Genomic DNA, 17,659 nt, shown 5'->3' with positions numbered 1-17,659 from the left:
CGCTGCTTACTTTCGTGAGGCTCTTCCATGCTCGTATCCGATGCAGAAATCCTCCAAACCGCGCTTGACTGGCATACGCGCGGCAGCAAAGTCGCGATCGCGACGGTCATCGAAACATGGGGATCGGCACCGCGCCCCGTTGGAAGCCAATTGGTAATCGATGCCGATGGCCGTTTTGTCGGTTCCGTCTCGGGCGGCTGCGTGGAGGCAGATGTTATTGCTGACGCGCTGGATGTCCTTGCCGACGGCCGGCCGTGTATGCGCGAGTTCGGCGTCAGCGACGAAACGGCGTGGCGGGCCGGATTGTCATGCGGTGGCCGGATCAAGATTTTCGTTGAGCGGGTCGATTTGATGCAGGCACGCGCGCTCTCTGAACTCTCCGCCCTTGAGCGTGCGCGCCACGCATCTGTGCTTGTGATCGATATCGCGACTGGCGCGCTGCGCATCGTGAGCGATGGCGAACTTGAACAGGATCCGCTTGGGATACAATTGCGTGCGCACTTGGGTCTCGGAAAAAGCGGGCTGATCGAAGCAACCGGAAGGTCGCTCTTTCTACGTGTGAATGTTCCGCGGCTTCGGATGATCGTGCTCGGTGCCGTTCACATTGCGCAGGCGCTGGCGCCCATTGCAAAGCTTGCGGGTTACGACGTCACGGTGATCGATCCGCGCAGCGCTTTCGCTACGCAGGAAAGATTTGCCGGCGTCAATGTAATAGCCGAATGGCCTGAGCGGGTTTTCATCGATCAAGGACTCGATCACTATACCGCGATGGTCGTTCTGTCGCACGTTCCGGCCATCGACGACCCGGGCATCACCGCAGCGTTGGCTGCGGATTGCTTTTACATTGGCGCTTTGGGATCGCGCAAAACCAATGCAGCTCGGTTGGATCGTCTGCGAGGGCAGAACATTCCAGAGGCCGCGCTTGCGCGTATACATGCGCCCATAGGGCTCGACATAGGCGCCGCCAGTGCGGGCGAAATCGCCATCGCGATCATTGCCGAAGTGATCGCATCGAAGCGGCAAAAGCCTTTGCGCTTTGAAGAAGCGGCGTGAGCCGAATCGCGGCTCTCATTCTGGCGGCAGGCCGATCCACGCGCTTCGCCCAGGGCGCGGCGGGCATTGATACCCGCAAACGAGCTCACCCCTCCCGGTGTCGACCGCGCGGTGAAGGGTGAGGCGCCCGGCGTCCTGCAACTTTTCTTGTCGTTTGGGCTTGATGAGGTATTGCCTCATTTCCTCAGGTTCTTAGCCATGGGCATCTTCGCGGATTCAATCGTTATCGCCTAGGATGGAACAAGAGACGGCATTCCGAGCGTCGTCCCATGGTTTAACGACCGCGCCACGAGTAAAGAACATTGGGAAATCCGTCAGATGACCGGATTTGGAGGTAAGCAGAATGGCTGCTTTCGGGAGTTCCCCATGGGAACGCAGACGGTCGCTGTAACCGGCGTCTCCATGACTTCTGTATCAATTTAGCTGCGCGAGAATACGGAAGCACTTCGATGGTCGTAACGCTTGACGCGCGATTGGAAGCCGATGCGGTCTGCTGCTTATATTCATTGTTGCGGGAAAAACTCTTGGGGCCATGAATTCATCGATGCGGCCTTTTGGCACTCTAGCGGCGAGGAGGTTTAAGGAATTTTTTCTCAGGAAGTCCGTCGCCAGAAAATCTTTGAATGGCTTGTTCCGCCAGTCGTCTAGTCTGAAAAGGAAATCGGCGCGCAAGCGGAGCGCCGATTTCCCCATCTCAATAAAAGACGTTTAAGCTTGCCAGGAAGTTGAGTGAACTGCCGGTCGTCGGGGTATAGGCGATGGTCGACGGGTGATCGGTGTAGGAAACTCCGAGTCCCGCATAGACGCCGTGCATCACGTGGATGTTGTACGCCAGCGTAGCGGATTTGCTGTCGTTATGGACCAGGTTGCCGGCCAACGCCAGATTGTCGACGAGATAGGTGCTCCAAAACGTGTCAGAGAGCGTGAGGCTGATCAAATCGGTCGGCCTCGCGTCGAAAACCCCCAACGCGTAAAGCCGCAGTTCGTAATATTGAGTGAACAGATTGAGGTCCGGCGGCGCATACATGGCTGAGAATCCGGCATAGACACCTCTGTAGGCGCCGGCTGACGGGTTTGACTGCCATAGCTGACGGTCGCCCAAGACATAGTAAAACGAGTTACCGCTTCGCCTTTCGCTGGGATCGACATTGCTGATGAAGGAGCTTGTGTTGTACGCGGCGCCAGCGCGAACCCAAGTCTCCATCACGTTCGGATCTGAGGCATTCTTGTAGCCGGTTTCGTCGACGAAAAGGACGCCGGAATGATCCGTCCGCCACGCAATCCCGTGCGGATTCTGCGAAAATTCCTCGGCAAGACCGTCCGGATTGAGCGAACTCTGCACCGTTCCGAGCGTGTAGATATTCGGCGTGATGTTGACTTTAACCGTGGTCGCCGGCTTCGGAAACGCGGCGAACGACATACCTCCTTGGATCTGGATCGCGGAACCCAGACCGAAGACGCTGGAAGTGATCGCGCCTCCCACGTAGGGGTTGATGTATTCCTGAAAATTGCTCATGTAGCCGATCGTCAGCTCGACCTTGCGGTTGAACAACGTCTGATACCAGCTTGCCTGCGAAAGGCCCCAGAGAGTAGGCCCCGCCTCTTTCCAGGAGAAGAAATTTCCGACCGCGGAGAGAAGAATTTGCCCGTCGGGAATGCCCCAACGGCTTGTATCATAGGTCGTGTTCAGCACATCGACTGTCGAGAACGTCGGCCGCTGACCGGAATATTCCTGATGCCCATCGGTCGTTCTGGCGACATTGAGCATGTTGAGATAGAAGCTGTTCGAGCTGTAGCCTAGATAGCCAATGCCGACCGATGCCAGCGCGGACCTAACTCCCCCGACATCTGGATCTATAAGGTCATTATGATCCGGCAATTGCTCGTCGATGCCCCGCAGCTCCGTATACCAATCCAGGTTTAGAGGCGGCGCTTGCGTTTGAAGCACCGGCGGCGTGGCGCTGAGGTCGGCTGCATGCGAGCAGTTTATTCCACCGATCGCCCCGCTCGCTAGGAAACAAGCTGCCACAGACCCTAGCAAAGCTGCCTTTCGCCCGCAGGGTTTGACGTACGCAAGGTGTTGTAATGGACGCGCGCAAGCATCTTTTTTTGAAGACCCCGCAACATCATGCACGCCTCTAGCGGAATTATTCGACCAGGCTACAAACATATCATCCCCCGCCTATTATTCGACAGACATTTCTTCCCACCGACGCGCAATTATCACGCGTTATATTATAACTACCGAGCATATTACGTTTAATACTCGATGTTTCAGACTAGTTACATATCAAGCCCAAGTACGGAGCCGCCATATTCATAGGATGGCCCTGCAGCCGGAATGCGTGAAGAATTGCATCCAATATGCGCGATGTCAACGATTGCATGCATAATGGACATCTGCCGCATGCCGTATGCGATGTAATGTGGCAAATTTGCATGCACTACGAGTGATCCGCGAAGCCTCGAGCGCACCACCCTTCACACCACCGGATCATCAATGCTTCCTCTAGGCCAAGGTGGCCAAGCCGCTATCTGGATAGAAGTTGCGCAATCCCTTCGGGGGCGCACACCCCTCGGCACGATGCGGCCCAACCCGCGTTGCCAAAGTGCATGCAAATGGCGCCAGTTGCCGGTCAGTCGCAAAACGCGGAACGGCGTGAATGCATGCAAAATGTGTATTATAACTGATATGTCGCGTTGCAATCGACATTATTGTATGCAACATTCGCGCAATAAGAAACTTGAACAAGCTCGGGAGGAATAGTGCGTATCAATAGGGCATCTGTGCGTCCCGCCGCCGAACGGCCGGCCAAGCGTACAATTCGCATCTCCGCGGAGTACGGCCGATGAACGAGACGGCGACTCCAATCATCAAGCGAGGGACAGCCTGGCTCCTCGTCGGAATCCTGCTGATCTTCTACGTCGTCTCTTTCGTCGATCGGACCGTCATCACGATCATGATCGGCCCAATAGAAAAAGATCTGCACATCACCGATTTCCAGATGAGTCTGCTGATCGGGCCAGCATTCGGAATTCTGTATGTTCTTGCCGGCCTATTCACGGGCACACTCGTTGACCGTTTCCCACGGCGGCTCATTACCGCCGCAGGTGTGGCTTTATGGGGCGCCGCAACAAGCTTCTGCGGGCTTTCGGGCAGCTTCGCTTCATTGCTCCTGAGCAGGATCGGCGTGGGCATAGGCGAGTCCACGCTCACCCCTGCGGCGCATTCGATGATCGGCGAAAGTTTTCCGCGAAAGATGCTGGCGACCGCTGTTTCGGTATTTACAACCGGTTCTGTTCTTGGGGCGGGTATTGCGCTCGTCGCTGGCGGCGCGATCATCAATCTAGTCAAAAGCTATAGCCATATTTCGTTGCCTCTGATCGGCGACATACGACCGTGGCAATTAGTATTCCTCATCGTCGGGCTCGTAACCCTTGTGGTCACACCGCTGATCTTCATCGTCCCTGAGCCTCCGCGCGCTACCGGAAAAGCCGGCGTGTCAACAGGTGACACAAGGGTAGGATTCGTCCCGCTTTTGAAGCGCCACTGGGATCTCTATCTCGCGTTGCCGGTTGGATTTGGCTGCACCAACATTCTCGTGCAATCGTACAACGCTTGGATGCCGACATTCCTCATGCGGACCTACGGCCTCAATGCGGCGCAAGCTGGTATGGCGCTCGGACTCTTGACCGTTTTCGCCGGTGTAGTCGGGCAGATCGTCAGTGCAGTCCTGACCGACAAGCTTTACGCGCGTGGAATGGGAGATGCGCACGTTCGCTTCCATTTGCTTGCGGTGACTGTCTCGCTGCCGCTTATGCTTATTGCACTGACGCGCGCGAACGTTTGGGAGTTCATCGCGGCGAGTTCTGTCTTCTATTGTTTTACCTGGACCTTCGTCGGCTGTTCCGGAGCGGCGCTGCAGCTCTATACTCCCTCCTATCTGCGTGGCCGCGTATCAGCGCTCTATCTCGCCATAATCACGCTGATAGGAACGCTCATCGGACCGCCAGCGACCGCCTGGATGACCGATCATTGGTTTGGCCGCGCGAGAATCGGTTCGTCGCTGATCGTCATGACAATCGCCACGCTCCCCCTGATATGGCTAGTGCTTTTGAGGGTCTGCAAAGCCATGCGCGTGCTTCACGCGAATCCCGTAATAGAGATCGTCGCGCCCGATTTGACTTTCACATCGCGGACAGGATCGGCCCACAACGTTTCCTCCTGACGACAGCAGAATTGGCCCGGCCACGTGCCGGGCCAATTCACCCCGTCGAGCTATCTTATTTTCACTCAAATTTACCTGACAGCCACAGTGCGTCATAGACCCATGGTCTCGCACGGCGATCTTGCTCGCGAAACGCCTCAATTTCTGCCTGCCGGAGGAGCGTAAGTTCAATTTCGTCGGCTCCGCTCAGCAACATCTCGCGGTCACGTTCGGCTATTTGGAAGTCGAACACGAGTCCGGTTGAGGTAATAACCGAACATGATTTCAAATCGGCCGTAAGCGTCGCATTTGCACTATTCAACTGGCTAATCTCTTCCAAAATCGTCTTTATTTCATTTTCTGCCAAGGTAATTGGCAGCAGGCCATTTCGTATCGCGTTGTTACGGAAAATAGCGCCATAACTTTCGCTGATGACGCAGCGAATGCCGAATTGAACCAATGACCAAACCGCGGCCTCGCGCGACGAACCGCAACCGAAATTCTGTCCTGCGACGAGAATCTCGGCGCGATCGTATGGAGCCTGGTTTAAAATAAAATTTGGATTTACTTCGCGGGTGCCCGGACGGTATCGCCAGTTTGCGAAGAGCTTCTCGCCATAACCGAATCTCGCTACGGACTGAGTTTCCCGCGATGGAATGATGGCGTCGGTATCGATATTGTCGATTGGCAAAGGGGCCGCTATGCCGCGGAGACTGACAAAAGACTTCACAGATTAAAACCCAATGCGCGCGGGTCGGCGATCGCGCCCCTAACGGCCGAAGCCGCAACAGTTACAGGGCTCGCCAAGTGCGACCGGACATTTGGGCCTTGCCGATTCTCAAAATTTCTATTTGTCGTCGTGATAACCCGCTTGGCGGCTCCAAAACTGTCGCCCCCCGCGAAGAAGCAGAGCGAACAGCCGGCCTCGCGCCACTCGAAACCAGCAGCCTTGAATACGTCGTCCAGGCCTTCCGATTCCGCCTGATGCTTGACCTGCGTAGATCCCGGGACGCAGATCGCTTTCAAACCCGGGGCAACTTTACGGCCAGTCAATATACCAGCAGCGAGCCTCAGGTCTTCGATACGGCTATTCGTGCAAGAGCCAATGAAAGCCGCCTCAATGCCGAGTCCGAGCAGAGGATCACCCGGTCTGAGATCGGCGTATTTGAGCGCCTTCTCCATCGAAGCGCGGGCGATATCGCTTCCAGCTTGCGCAGGGTCTGGTACTTGACCGGTAATGCCCATCACGTGCTCGGTGCTCGTTCCCCAGGAGACCTGCGGTTCGATGTCCTCACAGTCAACAACGATCTCGCTTTCAAATTTTGCATCGTCATCGCTCGCCAGATTACGCCAATAAATCTCGGCAGAATCCCAGCAAGTTCCTGTCGGGCGGTAAGGCCTTCCCGCCATGTATTCGATCGTCACATCGTCGGGGGGAACGATTGCAGTCCAGGCGCCGAATTCGACCATCATATTGCAAAGCGTCATTCTGCCCTCGACAGAGAGAGAGCGAATAACCGGCCCAACCATTTCGACGACACGGCCCTTTCCGCCGTTTGCGCCATAACGGCCGATAAGCCACAAGACCATGTCCTTAGCTGTAACGAACGGCGCGAGGCGGCCTTCAAAGCATACACGCATCTGCCCTGGCCGGCGGACAGCAAGACATTGAGTGCTCAGGACATGCTCGCCCTGCGTAACGCCAATTCCCCAAGCGAGAGCGCCAACGCCTCCAACGGTCGGCGTATGGCTGTCGCCACAAACTAACGTCATGCCCGGAGAAACGATGCCAAGTTCGGGCGCCATAACGTGGACGATTCCCTGTCGCGCGTCGCCGATGTCAAACACCTGAACCTCGGCAAGCGCTGCGCTATCACGAAAAGTCTTGATGAACTCGGCGCCGCCTGCAAAGAGCGTGCGGTCGCCCCGACCGGGCGTCGTGTCGATGATGTGATCAAGCGTGCCCACGACCATCGAGGGGTCATAGACGGTGCGGCCGGCATCCAGCACACCCTTCAGCATGCGGCCGCCTGAACGCTCATGCAGCATCAAGCGGTCAATGTGAAGCAAGGTCGTCGCGTCGCCGAGCTCGGCGACGCTATGTTGTTGCCAGATCTTTTCAGCGACGGTCATAGGCACGACAGAATCCTTCCTCCAGGTCTCCCCACAGAAGCGATATTGTATGTAATATATTTCACATACGACGATTTCGGGCAATCATAAAGGGATATTGCATACAACACCACGACGAAGCCCGACGCACAAAGATCGCGACTCCGCACCTATCAATCCCAAATCAGGCCTAGATGACGGCCAGCAATTCCGCAGTCGTGCGAAGCCTGCCTATGCGCGGAAAAATATTTGCGACAGCATAGGCATGCCCGTCGCCTAATGCCGACATCGCGTCCTCGACAAAGATCTGATCAAAGCCGCGTTCATAAGCATCGCGTGCGGTCGATTCCACGCCGATGTTGGTCGCGATACCAGTGACGATCAATGTTTGTATTCGACGCCGTCGCAGATGCAGATCGAGGTCGGTGCCGTAAAATGCACCCCATTGCCGCTTTGTTATTACGATGTCGTTTGGCTCTCGGTTGAGCGCAGGCACAAGCTCCGACCAGTCGGCTGGTCGCGAAGTGGGAGCCTTTACCTTGATGTCAACGCAAGGTGCGAGGGCATCGGACCCGTCGGGGAGATTCGCGACCCTGACGAAGATCACCGTACCGCCAGCAGCACGGAGCTTTTCGGCAATTTGCGCCGTTCGCTGAACGACGTCCGGGGCCGCGTGCGGACCAACTGGCAAGCCCACGATGCCATGTTGAAGATCGATCGAAACCAGCGATGTCGTTTTTGGATCAAGAAGGCGTTCGCTCACAAACTGTCTCCACTTCATTCCCGCAAGGCCATCTCGAAAGACCCCATCGACTAACGATATGCAATATCGCATGCAAAATTGCAAAACTAATTGGCGTGGCAGCATCTCCGTCGTTCGGCACATCATAGTTATTAACATCAAAATATCTAGCATAATCAGTAGTCTATGTGATAAATAATCGGGCCATTTCTGTTCCTCATAAATTTTCGCTTCAAAAATATTACATGCAATATTAGGTTGACCCTCATTCTGGGCAGCGGATTGCGCTGCCTTGCTTGATTTGGGGCCGCCCTAATGGCGCTACGATTGACACAGTCTTTGATCCGCGCCCGCGAGAGCCGGCGTCGAGACATCGGCCTGATCGACGGGCCAAATCGATTACAGTGGGAAACACTTTTCAATCGTATCCAGCATTTAGCCGGTGCATTGCGCAGCCATGGCATTAGAAACGGCGAACGCGTCGCGATTCTCGCTGTCAATAGCCACCGCGTTTTCGAATGCTTTTACGCTACGATTTGGGCGGGCGGGATCCTCGCCCCGTTAAACCATCGCCTGTCTGGGGCGGAACTCGCCGGGCAGATAGCCGACTCTGAACCTGATATTCTTTTCGTCAGTCCCGAATTTCTGTCTTTGCCGGCCGAGGTTCGCGCGGCCGCGCGTGACATTCCCATTATCGTATTCGACGACGTTGCGGCACCGGAGCCCTTCCTTTCGTATGAGGCACTCATCGCATCCGCGGACACCTGCGAAGAAACGCAGCGACAAGGGGACGACGGGGCGCTGCTCTTTTACACTGGCGGGACAACGGGCGAGCCTAAGGGTGTTCTGCTGAGCCACGAAAATATGGTCGCCAACTCCCTCAACTTCATCAGCCATATCGGCATGGACGAGCGAACTGTCCATCTCCATTGCGGGCCGCTCTTTCATGTCGCTGCCGCTGCGCGCCTGTTTTCCGTGACGCAGGCCGCCGCTACGCATGTGGTCCTGCCGCGTTTCGTGGTCGCCAACGTGCTCCAAACCATCGCCGCCGAGCGCGTCACCCTCGCGACCTTCGTCCCGACAATGATCCGCGCCCTTCTCGACGTGCCTGATCTCGACGATTTCGACCTTTCGAGCCTTCGCTACATCACCTACGGAGCGGCCCCCATTTCCGAAGCGCTTGTGCGCGAGCTGATGCGCCGCCTCCCTGACGTCCGGCTCGTGCAATCCTACGGCATGACGGAGACGTCGCCGATCGCCACCATGCTCGGCTACCGCGACCATATCGTCGATGGAGCGAACGCCGGGCGGTTGCGCTCGGCTGGCCGCGCGGCGCTTTTGGCGGAGGTCCGTGTCGTCGATAGTGACGGGAATGCGCAGCCTATCGGAGCTACCGGCGAGATCATCGTTCGCGGCCCTATGGTCATGCGCGGTTATTGGCGCAACGATGCAGCAACAGCTAAAGTGCTACGGCAGGGCTGGATGTATACCGGCGACATTGGCTACCTTGACGAAGACGGATATCTTTTCGTTGTTGACCGGCTAAAGGATGTGATCATCTCCGGCGGAGAAAATGTCTATTCGCAAGAAGTCGAAAACGCGATCAGCACCCATTACGCCGTATGGTCCTGCGCGGTGATTGGGCTGCCACACGAGAAGTGGGGCGAAATGGTTCACGCCATCGTGGTTCCTCGGGCCGGCCTCAACATCACGGCGGCGGAGATCATTACCTATTGCCGGAGCAAGATCGCGGCATACAAATGCCCGAAGTCGGTCGAAATTCGCTTTGAGGAATTGCCGATCAGCGGCGCGAACAAAGTGCTGAAATCCATGCTGCGCGCCGAAACCATGCGCCGCTCGACTGTCGGCGCGCCGGCAACGGACTAATCCCATCATGCAGTTTGAGACGATCTTATTTTCCCTTGAAGCGAGCGTCGCCCGTCTCGTCCTCAACCGACCGCAGCGGTTAAATGCTTTTACCGTTACGATGCATCACGAGGTCGCCGTGGCGCTCGACTCTCTGCTCGACGGCCACGACGCCCGCGTGCTTTTGCTCACTGGCTCGGGGCGCGGTTTCTGCGCCGGCCAAGACCTTTCCGAACGCAATCCCGAGTCTGCGGAAGCGCTGGACCTCGGCGCCAATATCGACGCATTCTACAACCCTTTGATTAAACGCCTAACCGAATTGCCGTTGCCTGTCGTCTGCGCCGTCAATGGCGTGGCGGCCGGCGCAGGGGTCAATATCGCGCTCGCCTGCGATATCGTTGTGGCGAGGAAATCGGCGCAATTCATTCAATCCTTCGCCAACATTGGGCTTTTACCGGACAGCGCCGGAACATGGATCCTGCCCCGCCTCATCGGGCCCGCGCGTGCCACGGCACTGATGATGACGGGCGATCCCCTTAATGCAGCGCAGGCCGCGGACTGGGGCATGATCTGGCAAGCGATCGACGATGAGGCGTTCGAAGAGCACGTCGAGTCGCTCGTCAGACGGCTCGCTGTCGCCCCGACGCGCGCGATGGTGGCGATCAAGAATGCGATTAAAGCCAGCAGCACCGCGTCGCTCGCGGATCAGCTCGATCGCGAACGCGACTTGCAGCGTATGCTGGGACGGACAGAAGACTATCGCGAAGGCGTCAGCGCGTTCAAGGAAAAGCGCAAGCCGAACTTTGTTGGGCGGTAGGCGGCGCCCCTCGCGCGCATAACTTCTCACCTGGAAGTCTTCCTCAGGCGAGATGCGTGACATTTGACGTGAGGCCGTCTGCCGCATCAGCGCACCAGAGTTGGCGCGCCCCTCGACCTCCAGCCGCGTTCAGTGTGAAATCAGAACTTGCGAACAAGGGCGCGATGCTTCGATGAATGATGCGCCGCGGCGGCCTACCGTCGAGACGCGCCGCGAAGTGCAGCAAGAGAGTCACCTGCAATGGACCGTGCACGACAATATCCGGATAGCCTTCCGCACCGCGCGCATAGTCGCGATCATAGTGTATGCGATGGGCGTTGAATGTTAGAGCCGAAAACCGAAACAAGAGGACGCTGGAGACTTTGACTGATTGCGTATGCTCCGCATGCGCGACCTCGCATGCACATGGCTCTTCGCGCGCGGAGGCGCGGTTGCTGCTTTCGTGCGTATGCAATGCGCTAATCTCGCCCTTGTAGACGATGTCCTGACGCTCGACGATTGCCACGCCGCGCGGCGTCGTAAGCTCATGCGCGACGTTCACGAAAACCAGTGGCCCCTGGCGGCCCGTTTTCGCGACTACGTCAATGACTCGTGACGTGCGTGTCACCACGTCCCCGGTCCGAAGCTGCTGATGGAATTCCAACTCTCCGCCAGCCCACATGCGTCGGGGAAGCGGCACCGGCGGTAAGAAATCGCCGCGCGTCGGATGACCGTCCTCGTCGAGATCCTCCTGCGAGACGGCAGCAGGCGCCAGACACCAGTGAATCGCAAGCGGCGCCGCGTCAGGCTCGTGATATACAAAGCTGCCAAACGTCGCCATAAACCGTTCAACAAGGCCGGGGGTGACGACATCCGTCGCCATTTTCGCGCGACCGATCCAGTTGCGAAGATAACCTATGTCGATTACAGCCATCGCTCGCTACCTTGCGAATTCCCGCCGTACAATTTCGGTTTGCGCACCAAGTTCTGGCACCGCGCCAATCTTGATTTTCTGCCGTACCGGAGAGCGCACCATACGGATTTCGCCGCCCGGTGTTTCCACCGGTATGCGGCGAAGCGCCGGGTGAGCGGAAAGATCGGCGACCGTCGATACGCGCGACCACGCGAGACCGTTGGCCTCAAGCCTCGTGATCGCTTCCGATCTGGTCAGGCGTCCGAATGCGTCCCGGATGATTCCAGCAAGTGCCTCGCGGTTGGCAACTCTCAGAGAATTGCTAGCGTATCGCGTATCGCTGATGATCTCCGGTCGCCGCAGAACCCCCAAACAGAACCTCTGCCATTCATCGGGGTTCTGAACCACGATGATTATATCGCCATCCAGACACTCCACCCGCCCGTAAGGATAAATGGATGCATGGGCGAGCCCCGTGCGCGGCGTTTCCCAGCGCGCGTAATCGTGGTGCAACAGCGGCACGCTCATCAGGTCCGCCACGGCATCGAACATCGCGATCTCCAACGCTTTACCACGCCCACTTTTCGTGCGCCCGATCAATGCTTCGAGCACCGCCATGTAAGCGTTCATTCCGGTCACCACGTCGGCGATCGATACGCCAACCTTAACCGGCTCTTCCGGTGTCCCCGTCACTGTGCACAATCCGGTTTCCGCCTGGATCAGCAGATCATAGGCACGCATATTCCGGTAGTCCGTATCTTGTCCGTATCCGACGATGTCGACAGCGGTCAGACCGGGATAACGTTTCACCAAATCGGTCGAGCCGAGCCCGAGCCGCGCGGCTGCTCCCGGCGCGAGGTTTTGGACAAAGACATCTGCGCGTGCCACCATGCGTTCGACAAGCCCGCGATCATCCTCATTTTTGATATCGAGGACGATGCTCTCCTTGCCGCGGTTGAGCCAAGCAAAGTACGCGCTCGTGCCCTTCACGGCGGAGTCATAATGGCGCGCGGTCTCCCCTTCGGCACGCTCGATCTTGATAACGCGCGCACCGGCGTCGGCGAGACGGAGCGTACACTGAGGTGCTGCGACCGCTTGTTCGATAGAAACGACGAGGAGGCCTTCCAGCGGAAGCATGTTTGTTCTCAATAAGAGCGCGGCAGATCGAGCACGTGCTCGGCGATGTAGCTAAGGATGAGATTCGTGGATATCGGCGCGATCTGATAGAGCCGCGTTTCGCGAAACTTGCGTTCGACATCGTACTCCTCGGCGAACGCGAACCCTCCGTGCGTCTGCATACAGGCTTCGGCGGCAGCCCACGACGCCTCCGCCGCGAGCATCTTCGCAATATTGGCCTCTTCGCCACAGCTTTCGTTGGCTTCGAATAAACTCGCGGCGTGGCGTACCATCAGCTCGGCGGCGCGCATTTGCCCGTAGGCTTTGGCGAGTGGAAACTGCACGCCCTGGTTTTGACCGATCGGGCGACCAAAGACCTTACGCTCACGCGCATAGCTGGAGGCTTTCTCGGTGAACCATTTGGCATCGCCGACGCATTCCGCCGCGATCAAGATGCGCTCGGCATTCATTCCGGAGAGGACGTAGCGAAAGCCTTTTCCCTCCTCGCCGATCAGATTTTCGGCGGGGACGGCGACATTGTCGAAGAAGACCTCGGTCGTCGAGTGGTTCATCATGGTACGAATCGGCTTGATCATCATGCCGGCCTGTTTGGCTTCGCGCATGTCGACAATGAAGATCGAAAGGCCGTCCGTGCGTTTAGCGATTTCTTCCCGCGGCGTTGTCCGCGCCAGCAAGAGCATGAGGTCGGAATATTCGGCGCGCGACGTCCACACCTTCTGCCCGTTGATGAAATAACGATCGCCTTCCCGCCGAGCGAAAGTCTTGATAGAGGAGGTATCAGTTCCGCTGGTGGGTTCAGTCACGCCGAAGGCCTGCAGCCGCAGGGCACCGGAGGCGATCCCGGGCAGGTATTTGCGTTTTTGTGCGTCGCTCCCGTGCCGCAGCAGCGCGCCCATAATATACATTTGCGCGTGACAGGCGGCGCCGTTCGCTCCGGCGCGCTGGATTTCCTCAAGCACGGCGGCCGCCGCCGAAAGCGGCAAGCCGGCACCGCCATATTCCTCCGGAATGAGCACGGAGAGATAGCCGCCACTGGAAAGCTTCTCGACAAACTCTGACGGATAGGCATGTTCACGGTCGAGCACGCGCCAATATTCAGGCGCGAATTCGGCGCAGAGCTTCCGGACGCTGGTTTTGATCTGGGCGATTTCGTCGCTGTCTGGGAGTTCTTTGAGGGGCATTTCGGCTGTCGTTTCGCGCGCTACGTGGCTATGCGGCTATGTGGCTTCGGGACGAATATGGCGGGTCGCCTCGTCTTCGACGCGCTGCCAGATCTCAATCGCCATCGGGTGTTCCGATTCTTCGAGGATGTGCCCAACAAGACCGATCGCGCGCGCCATCACTCCGAATCCACGTACGATCTTCCAGGGAAAGCCCAACTCGCAGCAGAGCGCGGCGATTGCGCCGGTCGCGTTGATCGGCAGCTCCTTACCGGAGGATTGCTCGGCCTCGCGCTCGATTTTCTTCATCAGCGTGACGTAACGTCCCGAATATCCGTTCTCTTCCGCGATCTGGAACAACCTTGGCGTCCGCGGGTCGACAGGCTTGTGAACCGGGTGCCCCAGTCCGGGGATGATGCGGCCATCGAATTCGGTCATTACGTGTTTCGCGAGCTGATCGAGATCGGCGTCCTGCGATCCATAAGGCAGCGCCTCTGTCAGCATGCGGGCCGCGCCCTCCATGCTGCCGACAAAAACGCTGCCCAAGCCGCAGAGGCCCGCCGCGACGGCGGCCTGCAACGCTTCGGGAGCGCCGACATAGGTCATGCGCGCGGCGATGGCCGACGGCGTAATCCCGTGCTCGACCAACGTGATCAGAATTGCATTGAAGACGTTCGATTGTGCCGGCGTCGGGACTTTCCCCGTCAATTGCAGGAAGGCGACATCGCCGAGATTGAAATGACCCAGAATCTCGTCAGGCAGGCTTCTGCCCCGCACCTCGATCCTGTCGCGTGTGCTCCAGGCGATGTCGGAGCGGATTTCCTTGGCTTGGCGCGTCATCTGGCTTCCTCTGGTGGCGTTTACGACGCGCTGATTCAAAGCGCTTTTTGAAGTTCTGGAAGGAGGACAAATAGATCGCCGACGAGACCGTAATCAGCGACTAGGAATATCGGCGCGTCCTCGTCCTTGTTGATGGCGACGATAATTTTTGAATCCTTCATACCCGCGAGATGTTGTATGGCACCTGAAATCCCAACGGCGATATAGAGCTCCGGCGCGACGATCTTTCCGGTTTGCCCTACCTGACAATCGTTTGGCGCATATCCGGCGTCGACTGCGGCGCGCGAAGCGCCGACGGCTGCGCCAAGCCGATCCGCAACCGGAAAAATCAATGCCTCGAATTTCTCCTGAGAACCTAGCGCCCGGCCGCCCGATATGATGATTTTTGCGGAGGTTAGCTCTGGCCGGGCGCTGTCGGAAAGGCGGTTCTCGACGAAGACCGACAGGCCGGGGTCGTCCGCCGCCTCGGCAAGTTCGACAGACGCCGTGCCGCCGACAGCGGTAGCGGGAAACGCGGCGGTGCGCACGGTAACCACCTTTTTCGTGTCGTTCGATTGAATGGTTTGGATAGCGTTTCCAGCATAGATCGGACGCTTGAACGTATCCGGAGACACCACGTCTATGATTTCGGAGATCTGCATGACGTCGAGCAGCGCAGCGACGCGTGGCATCACGTTCTTGCCAGTTGTCGTCGCGGCGGCGACGATCGCCTCATAGGCTTCCGCCAACGCGACGATCGTGGCCGCCATTGGCTCAGCGAGTTGATTCTCCAGAGAAGGCGCCTCAGCGAGCAGAACCTTGCGCACACCCCTCAACTTCGCCGCGGCGGCGGCGGCAGGCTGCGCCGCGCTACCGGCAACTAGAACATCTACAACGTCATCGATCCGCAAAGCCGCCGACAGCACTTTCGCCGTCTGATCCGAAAGAGCTGAATTGTTGTGTTCCGCGACGAGAAGAACGGCCATCTGCATCATCCTTTCTGCGTCAGAGCACACCGGCATCGTTTCGGAGCTTGTCGACAAGCTCCGAAACACTCTTCACCCTCACACCGGCTTTGCGACCGCCGGGCTCTTCAGTCCATAAAATTCTCAACCGGGGGGTAACATCGACGCCCAGATCCGCCGGAGTTTTTTCCTCCAGCGGCTTTCTTTTTGCCTTCATGATGTTCGGCAACGAGGCATAACGCGGCTGATTGAGCCGCAGATCGACAGTTATGACCGCGGGGAGCTTCAGTTTCACTGTCTGCAGTCCGCCGTCCACTTCGCGGGTGACCTTCGCGTGAGCGTTCTCGACAGCGAGCTTCGAGGCGAAGGTTCCTTGCGGCCAGCTGAGCAATGCCGCGAGCATCTGGCCCGTCTGGCTGGCGTCGTCGTCGATCGCCTGTTTACCCAGGATGACGAGACGTGGTTCTTCTGTCTCCGCTATCCGCTTGAGTATCTTGGCGACACCCAGCGGCTCGACCGAAACGTCGGTCTTGATCAGAATCGCCCGATCCGCGCCCATGGCAAGCGCCGTCCGCAGCGTTTCCTGCGCCTGTACAGGCCCGATCGATACGGCGACGATCTCTTGTGCCACGCCAGCTTCCTTCAGACGGATAGCTTCCTCAAGAGCAATTTCGTCGAAAGGGTTCATCGACATTTTCAGATTGACCAGCTCGACGCCGGATCCGTCGCCGTTCACGCGGATCTTTACGTTGAAGTCGACGACCCGTTTAACTGGGACAAGGATCTTCATTTTCATTGACTCCAGTCGGCCGGGCGGATTTCCGCGCGTCCATTGGTGACGGCCACGAGATCGCGCTCGATGGCTCGAAGGCGAAAGCTCGCGACGTCGCCATCCTGCCAGATTTCAGCTTGCAACGTGTCGCCGGGAAAAACCGGTGCGCTGAAGCGGCAGCTCAAACTGCGCAGCCGGCGGCCATCATAGCCGCAGACCGTCTTCAAGATCGCGCGAGCGGCGACGCCATAGGTCGCGAGCCCGTGAAGAATCGGCCGCGGGAAACCTGCTTTCGCAGCGACGTCCGGATCCGCGTGCAAGGGATTGAGATCGCCGTTGAGCCGGTAAAGAAGCGCAGCTTGCGGAGATGTCGGCATTTTGACGGTCATATCTGCCGGGCGTTCGGGCAAATAATGTACCGCCGGCGCGGGCCTTTGTGTTCCTCCGAAACCGCCGTCCGCCCGGCAAAAGATCGTCTGGCTGATCGTGGCGATGAGTGCACCGCTCGATTTATCATGAAGCATTCGCCGCGTGATCAGAAGCGCGCCTTTGCCCGCACCTTTATCGATAATGTCGACAACATTCGTTTTGCTGACGACCGTCCCCTCGGACGGAAGCGACCGGTGCATGACAAGACCTTGCTCGCCATGGACGACCTTCGAATAATCTATGCCGGTGGGGAGCTGCTCGATCCAGCGGCTGGGCTGCGCCAGTACGACAGCCATGGTCGGCACCGCCTGCAAATCCCGTTCGTAAACATAGCCGAGTTCCCGCCGCTCGTCGGGGTCGAGACCCATGCCGATGCTGAGAGCGTAGAACATGGTTTCACGGGGCCCGAAAGTTGCCTCGGTCCGGGGTATCTCCAATTTGAGGAGTGCGTCGTAATCGATTGGCATCGTTCGTCGTGTCAGACCGGGTCTGGGCAAATGCAAACGCTGCTGCGTTGCCGAAGACGCGGCGCGCTGTTGTTTGTGTCCTTCGACGGCGGAAGGGTTATCACCGCTTCTGCCGAAAATCAAATGTTGCATGCAATCATTGGCGCAGCTAAGGGATTAGCGGGCGACGGACGAGCGCTTCTGTCGTAATTTGTATGTAATTAGAAAAAGTGCAAGGGAG

General features: G+C 57.9%; 15 protein-coding genes. 4 read left to right on the top strand and 11 right to left on the bottom strand.

Annotated features, from left to right (window positions below; all coding sequences use genetic code 11):
- The first annotated feature begins 27 nt into the window (after nucleotides 1–27).
- Entirely contained in the window at nucleotides 28–1,053 is a 1,026-nt protein-coding gene (locus CWB41_RS06960) for an XdhC family protein (protein ID WP_115834961.1), read from the top strand.
- Between the two features lie 694 nt (nucleotides 1,054–1,747).
- Here the strand turns inward: CWB41_RS06960 and CWB41_RS06955 are convergent.
- Entirely contained in the window at nucleotides 1,748–3,223 is a 1,476-nt protein-coding gene (locus CWB41_RS06955; RefSeq protein ID WP_115834963.1) for a carbohydrate porin, read from the bottom strand.
- Nucleotides 3,224–3,902: 679 nt separating this feature from the next.
- On the opposite strand from CWB41_RS06955, the gene CWB41_RS06950 reads away from it, so the two are divergent.
- Nucleotides 3,903–5,282, top strand: coding sequence for an MFS transporter (locus CWB41_RS06950; protein WP_115834964.1), 1,380 nt, complete (start codon nucleotides 3,903–3,905; stop codon nucleotides 5,280–5,282).
- A 61-nt stretch (nucleotides 5,283–5,343) separates the two neighbouring features.
- On the opposite strand, the gene leuD is transcribed toward CWB41_RS06950, so the two are convergent.
- The 3 genes from leuD to CWB41_RS06935 all read right to left on the bottom strand — a co-directional run bounded on the left by leuD (nucleotide 5,344) and on the right by CWB41_RS06935 (nucleotide 8,136).
- A complete protein-coding gene (gene leuD, locus CWB41_RS06945; protein WP_115834965.1) occupies nucleotides 5,344–5,991 on the bottom strand; it encodes a 3-isopropylmalate dehydratase small subunit in 648 nt (215 codons plus the stop codon).
- A complete protein-coding gene (locus tag CWB41_RS06940; RefSeq protein ID WP_115834966.1) occupies nucleotides 5,988–7,394 on the bottom strand; it encodes a 3-isopropylmalate dehydratase large subunit in 1,407 nt (468 codons plus the stop codon). Before CWB41_RS06940 ends, leuD begins: the two co-directional genes overlap by 4 nt.
- 169 nt (nucleotides 7,395–7,563) lie before the next feature.
- On the bottom strand, nucleotides 7,564–8,136 hold the full coding sequence (locus tag CWB41_RS06935) for a hydrolase (RefSeq protein WP_245411115.1): 573 nt from the start codon (nucleotides 8,134–8,136) through the stop codon (nucleotides 7,564–7,566).
- Between the two features lie 318 nt (nucleotides 8,137–8,454).
- Here CWB41_RS06935 and CWB41_RS06930 point away from each other — a divergent pair, with 318 nt between their 5' ends.
- A complete protein-coding gene (locus CWB41_RS06930) occupies nucleotides 8,455–10,002 on the top strand; it encodes a long-chain-fatty-acid--CoA ligase (RefSeq protein ID WP_165204098.1) in 1,548 nt (515 codons plus the stop codon).
- Between the two features lie 4 nt (nucleotides 10,003–10,006).
- Nucleotides 10,007–10,798, top strand: coding sequence for a 2-(1,2-epoxy-1,2-dihydrophenyl)acetyl-CoA isomerase PaaG (gene paaG / locus CWB41_RS06925; RefSeq protein WP_207206646.1), 792 nt, complete (start codon nucleotides 10,007–10,009; stop codon nucleotides 10,796–10,798).
- Between the two features lie 43 nt (nucleotides 10,799–10,841).
- Here the strand turns inward: paaG and CWB41_RS06920 are convergent, their stop codons facing one another.
- Genes CWB41_RS06920 through CWB41_RS06890 form a run of 7 tightly spaced genes read right to left on the bottom strand, consistent with a single transcriptional unit; the run spans nucleotide 10,842 to nucleotide 17,364 of the window.
- A complete protein-coding gene (locus CWB41_RS06920; protein ID WP_115834970.1) occupies nucleotides 10,842–11,711 on the bottom strand; it encodes an HTD2 family dehydratase in 870 nt (289 codons plus the stop codon).
- A gap of 6 nt (nucleotides 11,712–11,717) precedes the next feature.
- On the bottom strand, nucleotides 11,718–12,827 hold the full coding sequence (locus CWB41_RS06915) for a CaiB/BaiF CoA transferase family protein (RefSeq protein ID WP_115834971.1): 1,110 nt from the start codon (nucleotides 12,825–12,827) through the stop codon (nucleotides 11,718–11,720).
- Nucleotides 12,828–12,835: 8 nt separating this feature from the next.
- Nucleotides 12,836–14,008: an acyl-CoA dehydrogenase family protein gene (locus tag CWB41_RS06910; RefSeq protein WP_115834972.1), complete on the bottom strand. Its 1,173-nt coding sequence runs from the start codon at nucleotides 14,006–14,008 to the stop codon at nucleotides 12,836–12,838.
- 36 nt (nucleotides 14,009–14,044) lie between these two features.
- Nucleotides 14,045–14,827: a citryl-CoA lyase gene (locus tag CWB41_RS06905; protein ID WP_115834973.1), complete on the bottom strand. Its 783-nt coding sequence runs from the start codon at nucleotides 14,825–14,827 to the stop codon at nucleotides 14,045–14,047.
- A 35-nt stretch (nucleotides 14,828–14,862) separates the two neighbouring features.
- Complete coding sequence (locus CWB41_RS06900) at nucleotides 14,863–15,792, bottom strand: electron transfer flavoprotein subunit alpha/FixB family protein (RefSeq protein ID WP_115835471.1); 930 nt, start codon at nucleotides 15,790–15,792, stop codon at nucleotides 14,863–14,865.
- 19 nt (nucleotides 15,793–15,811) lie between these two features.
- A complete protein-coding gene (locus CWB41_RS06895) occupies nucleotides 15,812–16,561 on the bottom strand; it encodes an electron transfer flavoprotein subunit beta/FixA family protein (RefSeq protein WP_115834974.1) in 750 nt (249 codons plus the stop codon).
- Between the two features lie 2 nt (nucleotides 16,562–16,563).
- Entirely contained in the window at nucleotides 16,564–17,364 is an 801-nt protein-coding gene (locus CWB41_RS06890; RefSeq protein WP_207206635.1) for a MaoC family dehydratase, read from the bottom strand.
- Nucleotides 17,365–17,659 lie beyond the last annotated feature (295 nt).

The sequence above is a fragment of the Methylovirgula ligni genome (assembly GCF_004135935.1).
GTDB lineage: Bacteria > Pseudomonadota > Alphaproteobacteria > Rhizobiales > Beijerinckiaceae > Methylovirgula > Methylovirgula ligni.
The sequence above is the reverse complement of the archived record's forward strand: the minus strand, read 5'-3'. Positions and strand labels throughout refer to the sequence as shown.

Excerpts from the sequence above, each read along its gene's own strand:
- CWB41_RS06950 (WP_115834964.1), top strand. The coding sequence starts at position 3,903 with ATGAACGAGACGGCGACTCCAATCATCAAGCGAGGGACAGCCTGGCTC.
- CWB41_RS06900 (WP_115835471.1), bottom strand. The coding sequence starts at position 15,792 with ATGGCCGTTCTTCTCGTCGCGGAACACAACAATTCAGCTCTTTCGGAT.
- CWB41_RS06920 (WP_115834970.1), bottom strand. The coding sequence starts at position 11,711 with ATGGCTGTAATCGACATAGGTTATCTTCGCAACTGGATCGGTCGCGCG.
- CWB41_RS06890 (WP_207206635.1), bottom strand. The coding sequence starts at position 17,364 with ATGTTCTACGCTCTCAGCATCGGCATGGGTCTCGACCCCGACGAGCGG.
- CWB41_RS06960 (WP_115834961.1), top strand. The coding sequence starts at position 28 with ATGCTCGTATCCGATGCAGAAATCCTCCAAACCGCGCTTGACTGGCAT.
- CWB41_RS06895 (WP_115834974.1), bottom strand. The coding sequence starts at position 16,561 with ATGAAGATCCTTGTCCCAGTTAAACGGGTCGTCGACTTCAACGTAAAG.
- CWB41_RS06910 (WP_115834972.1), bottom strand. The coding sequence starts at position 14,008 with ATGCCCCTCAAAGAACTCCCAGACAGCGACGAAATCGCCCAGATCAAA.
- CWB41_RS06915 (WP_115834971.1), bottom strand. The coding sequence starts at position 12,827 with ATGCTTCCGCTGGAAGGCCTCCTCGTCGTTTCTATCGAACAAGCGGTC.
- CWB41_RS06955 (WP_115834963.1), bottom strand. The coding sequence starts at position 3,223 with ATGTTTGTAGCCTGGTCGAATAATTCCGCTAGAGGCGTGCATGATGTT.
- CWB41_RS06940 (WP_115834966.1), bottom strand. The coding sequence starts at position 7,394 with ATGACCGTCGCTGAAAAGATCTGGCAACAACATAGCGTCGCCGAGCTC.
- CWB41_RS06905 (WP_115834973.1), bottom strand. The coding sequence starts at position 14,827 with ATGACGCGCCAAGCCAAGGAAATCCGCTCCGACATCGCCTGGAGCACA.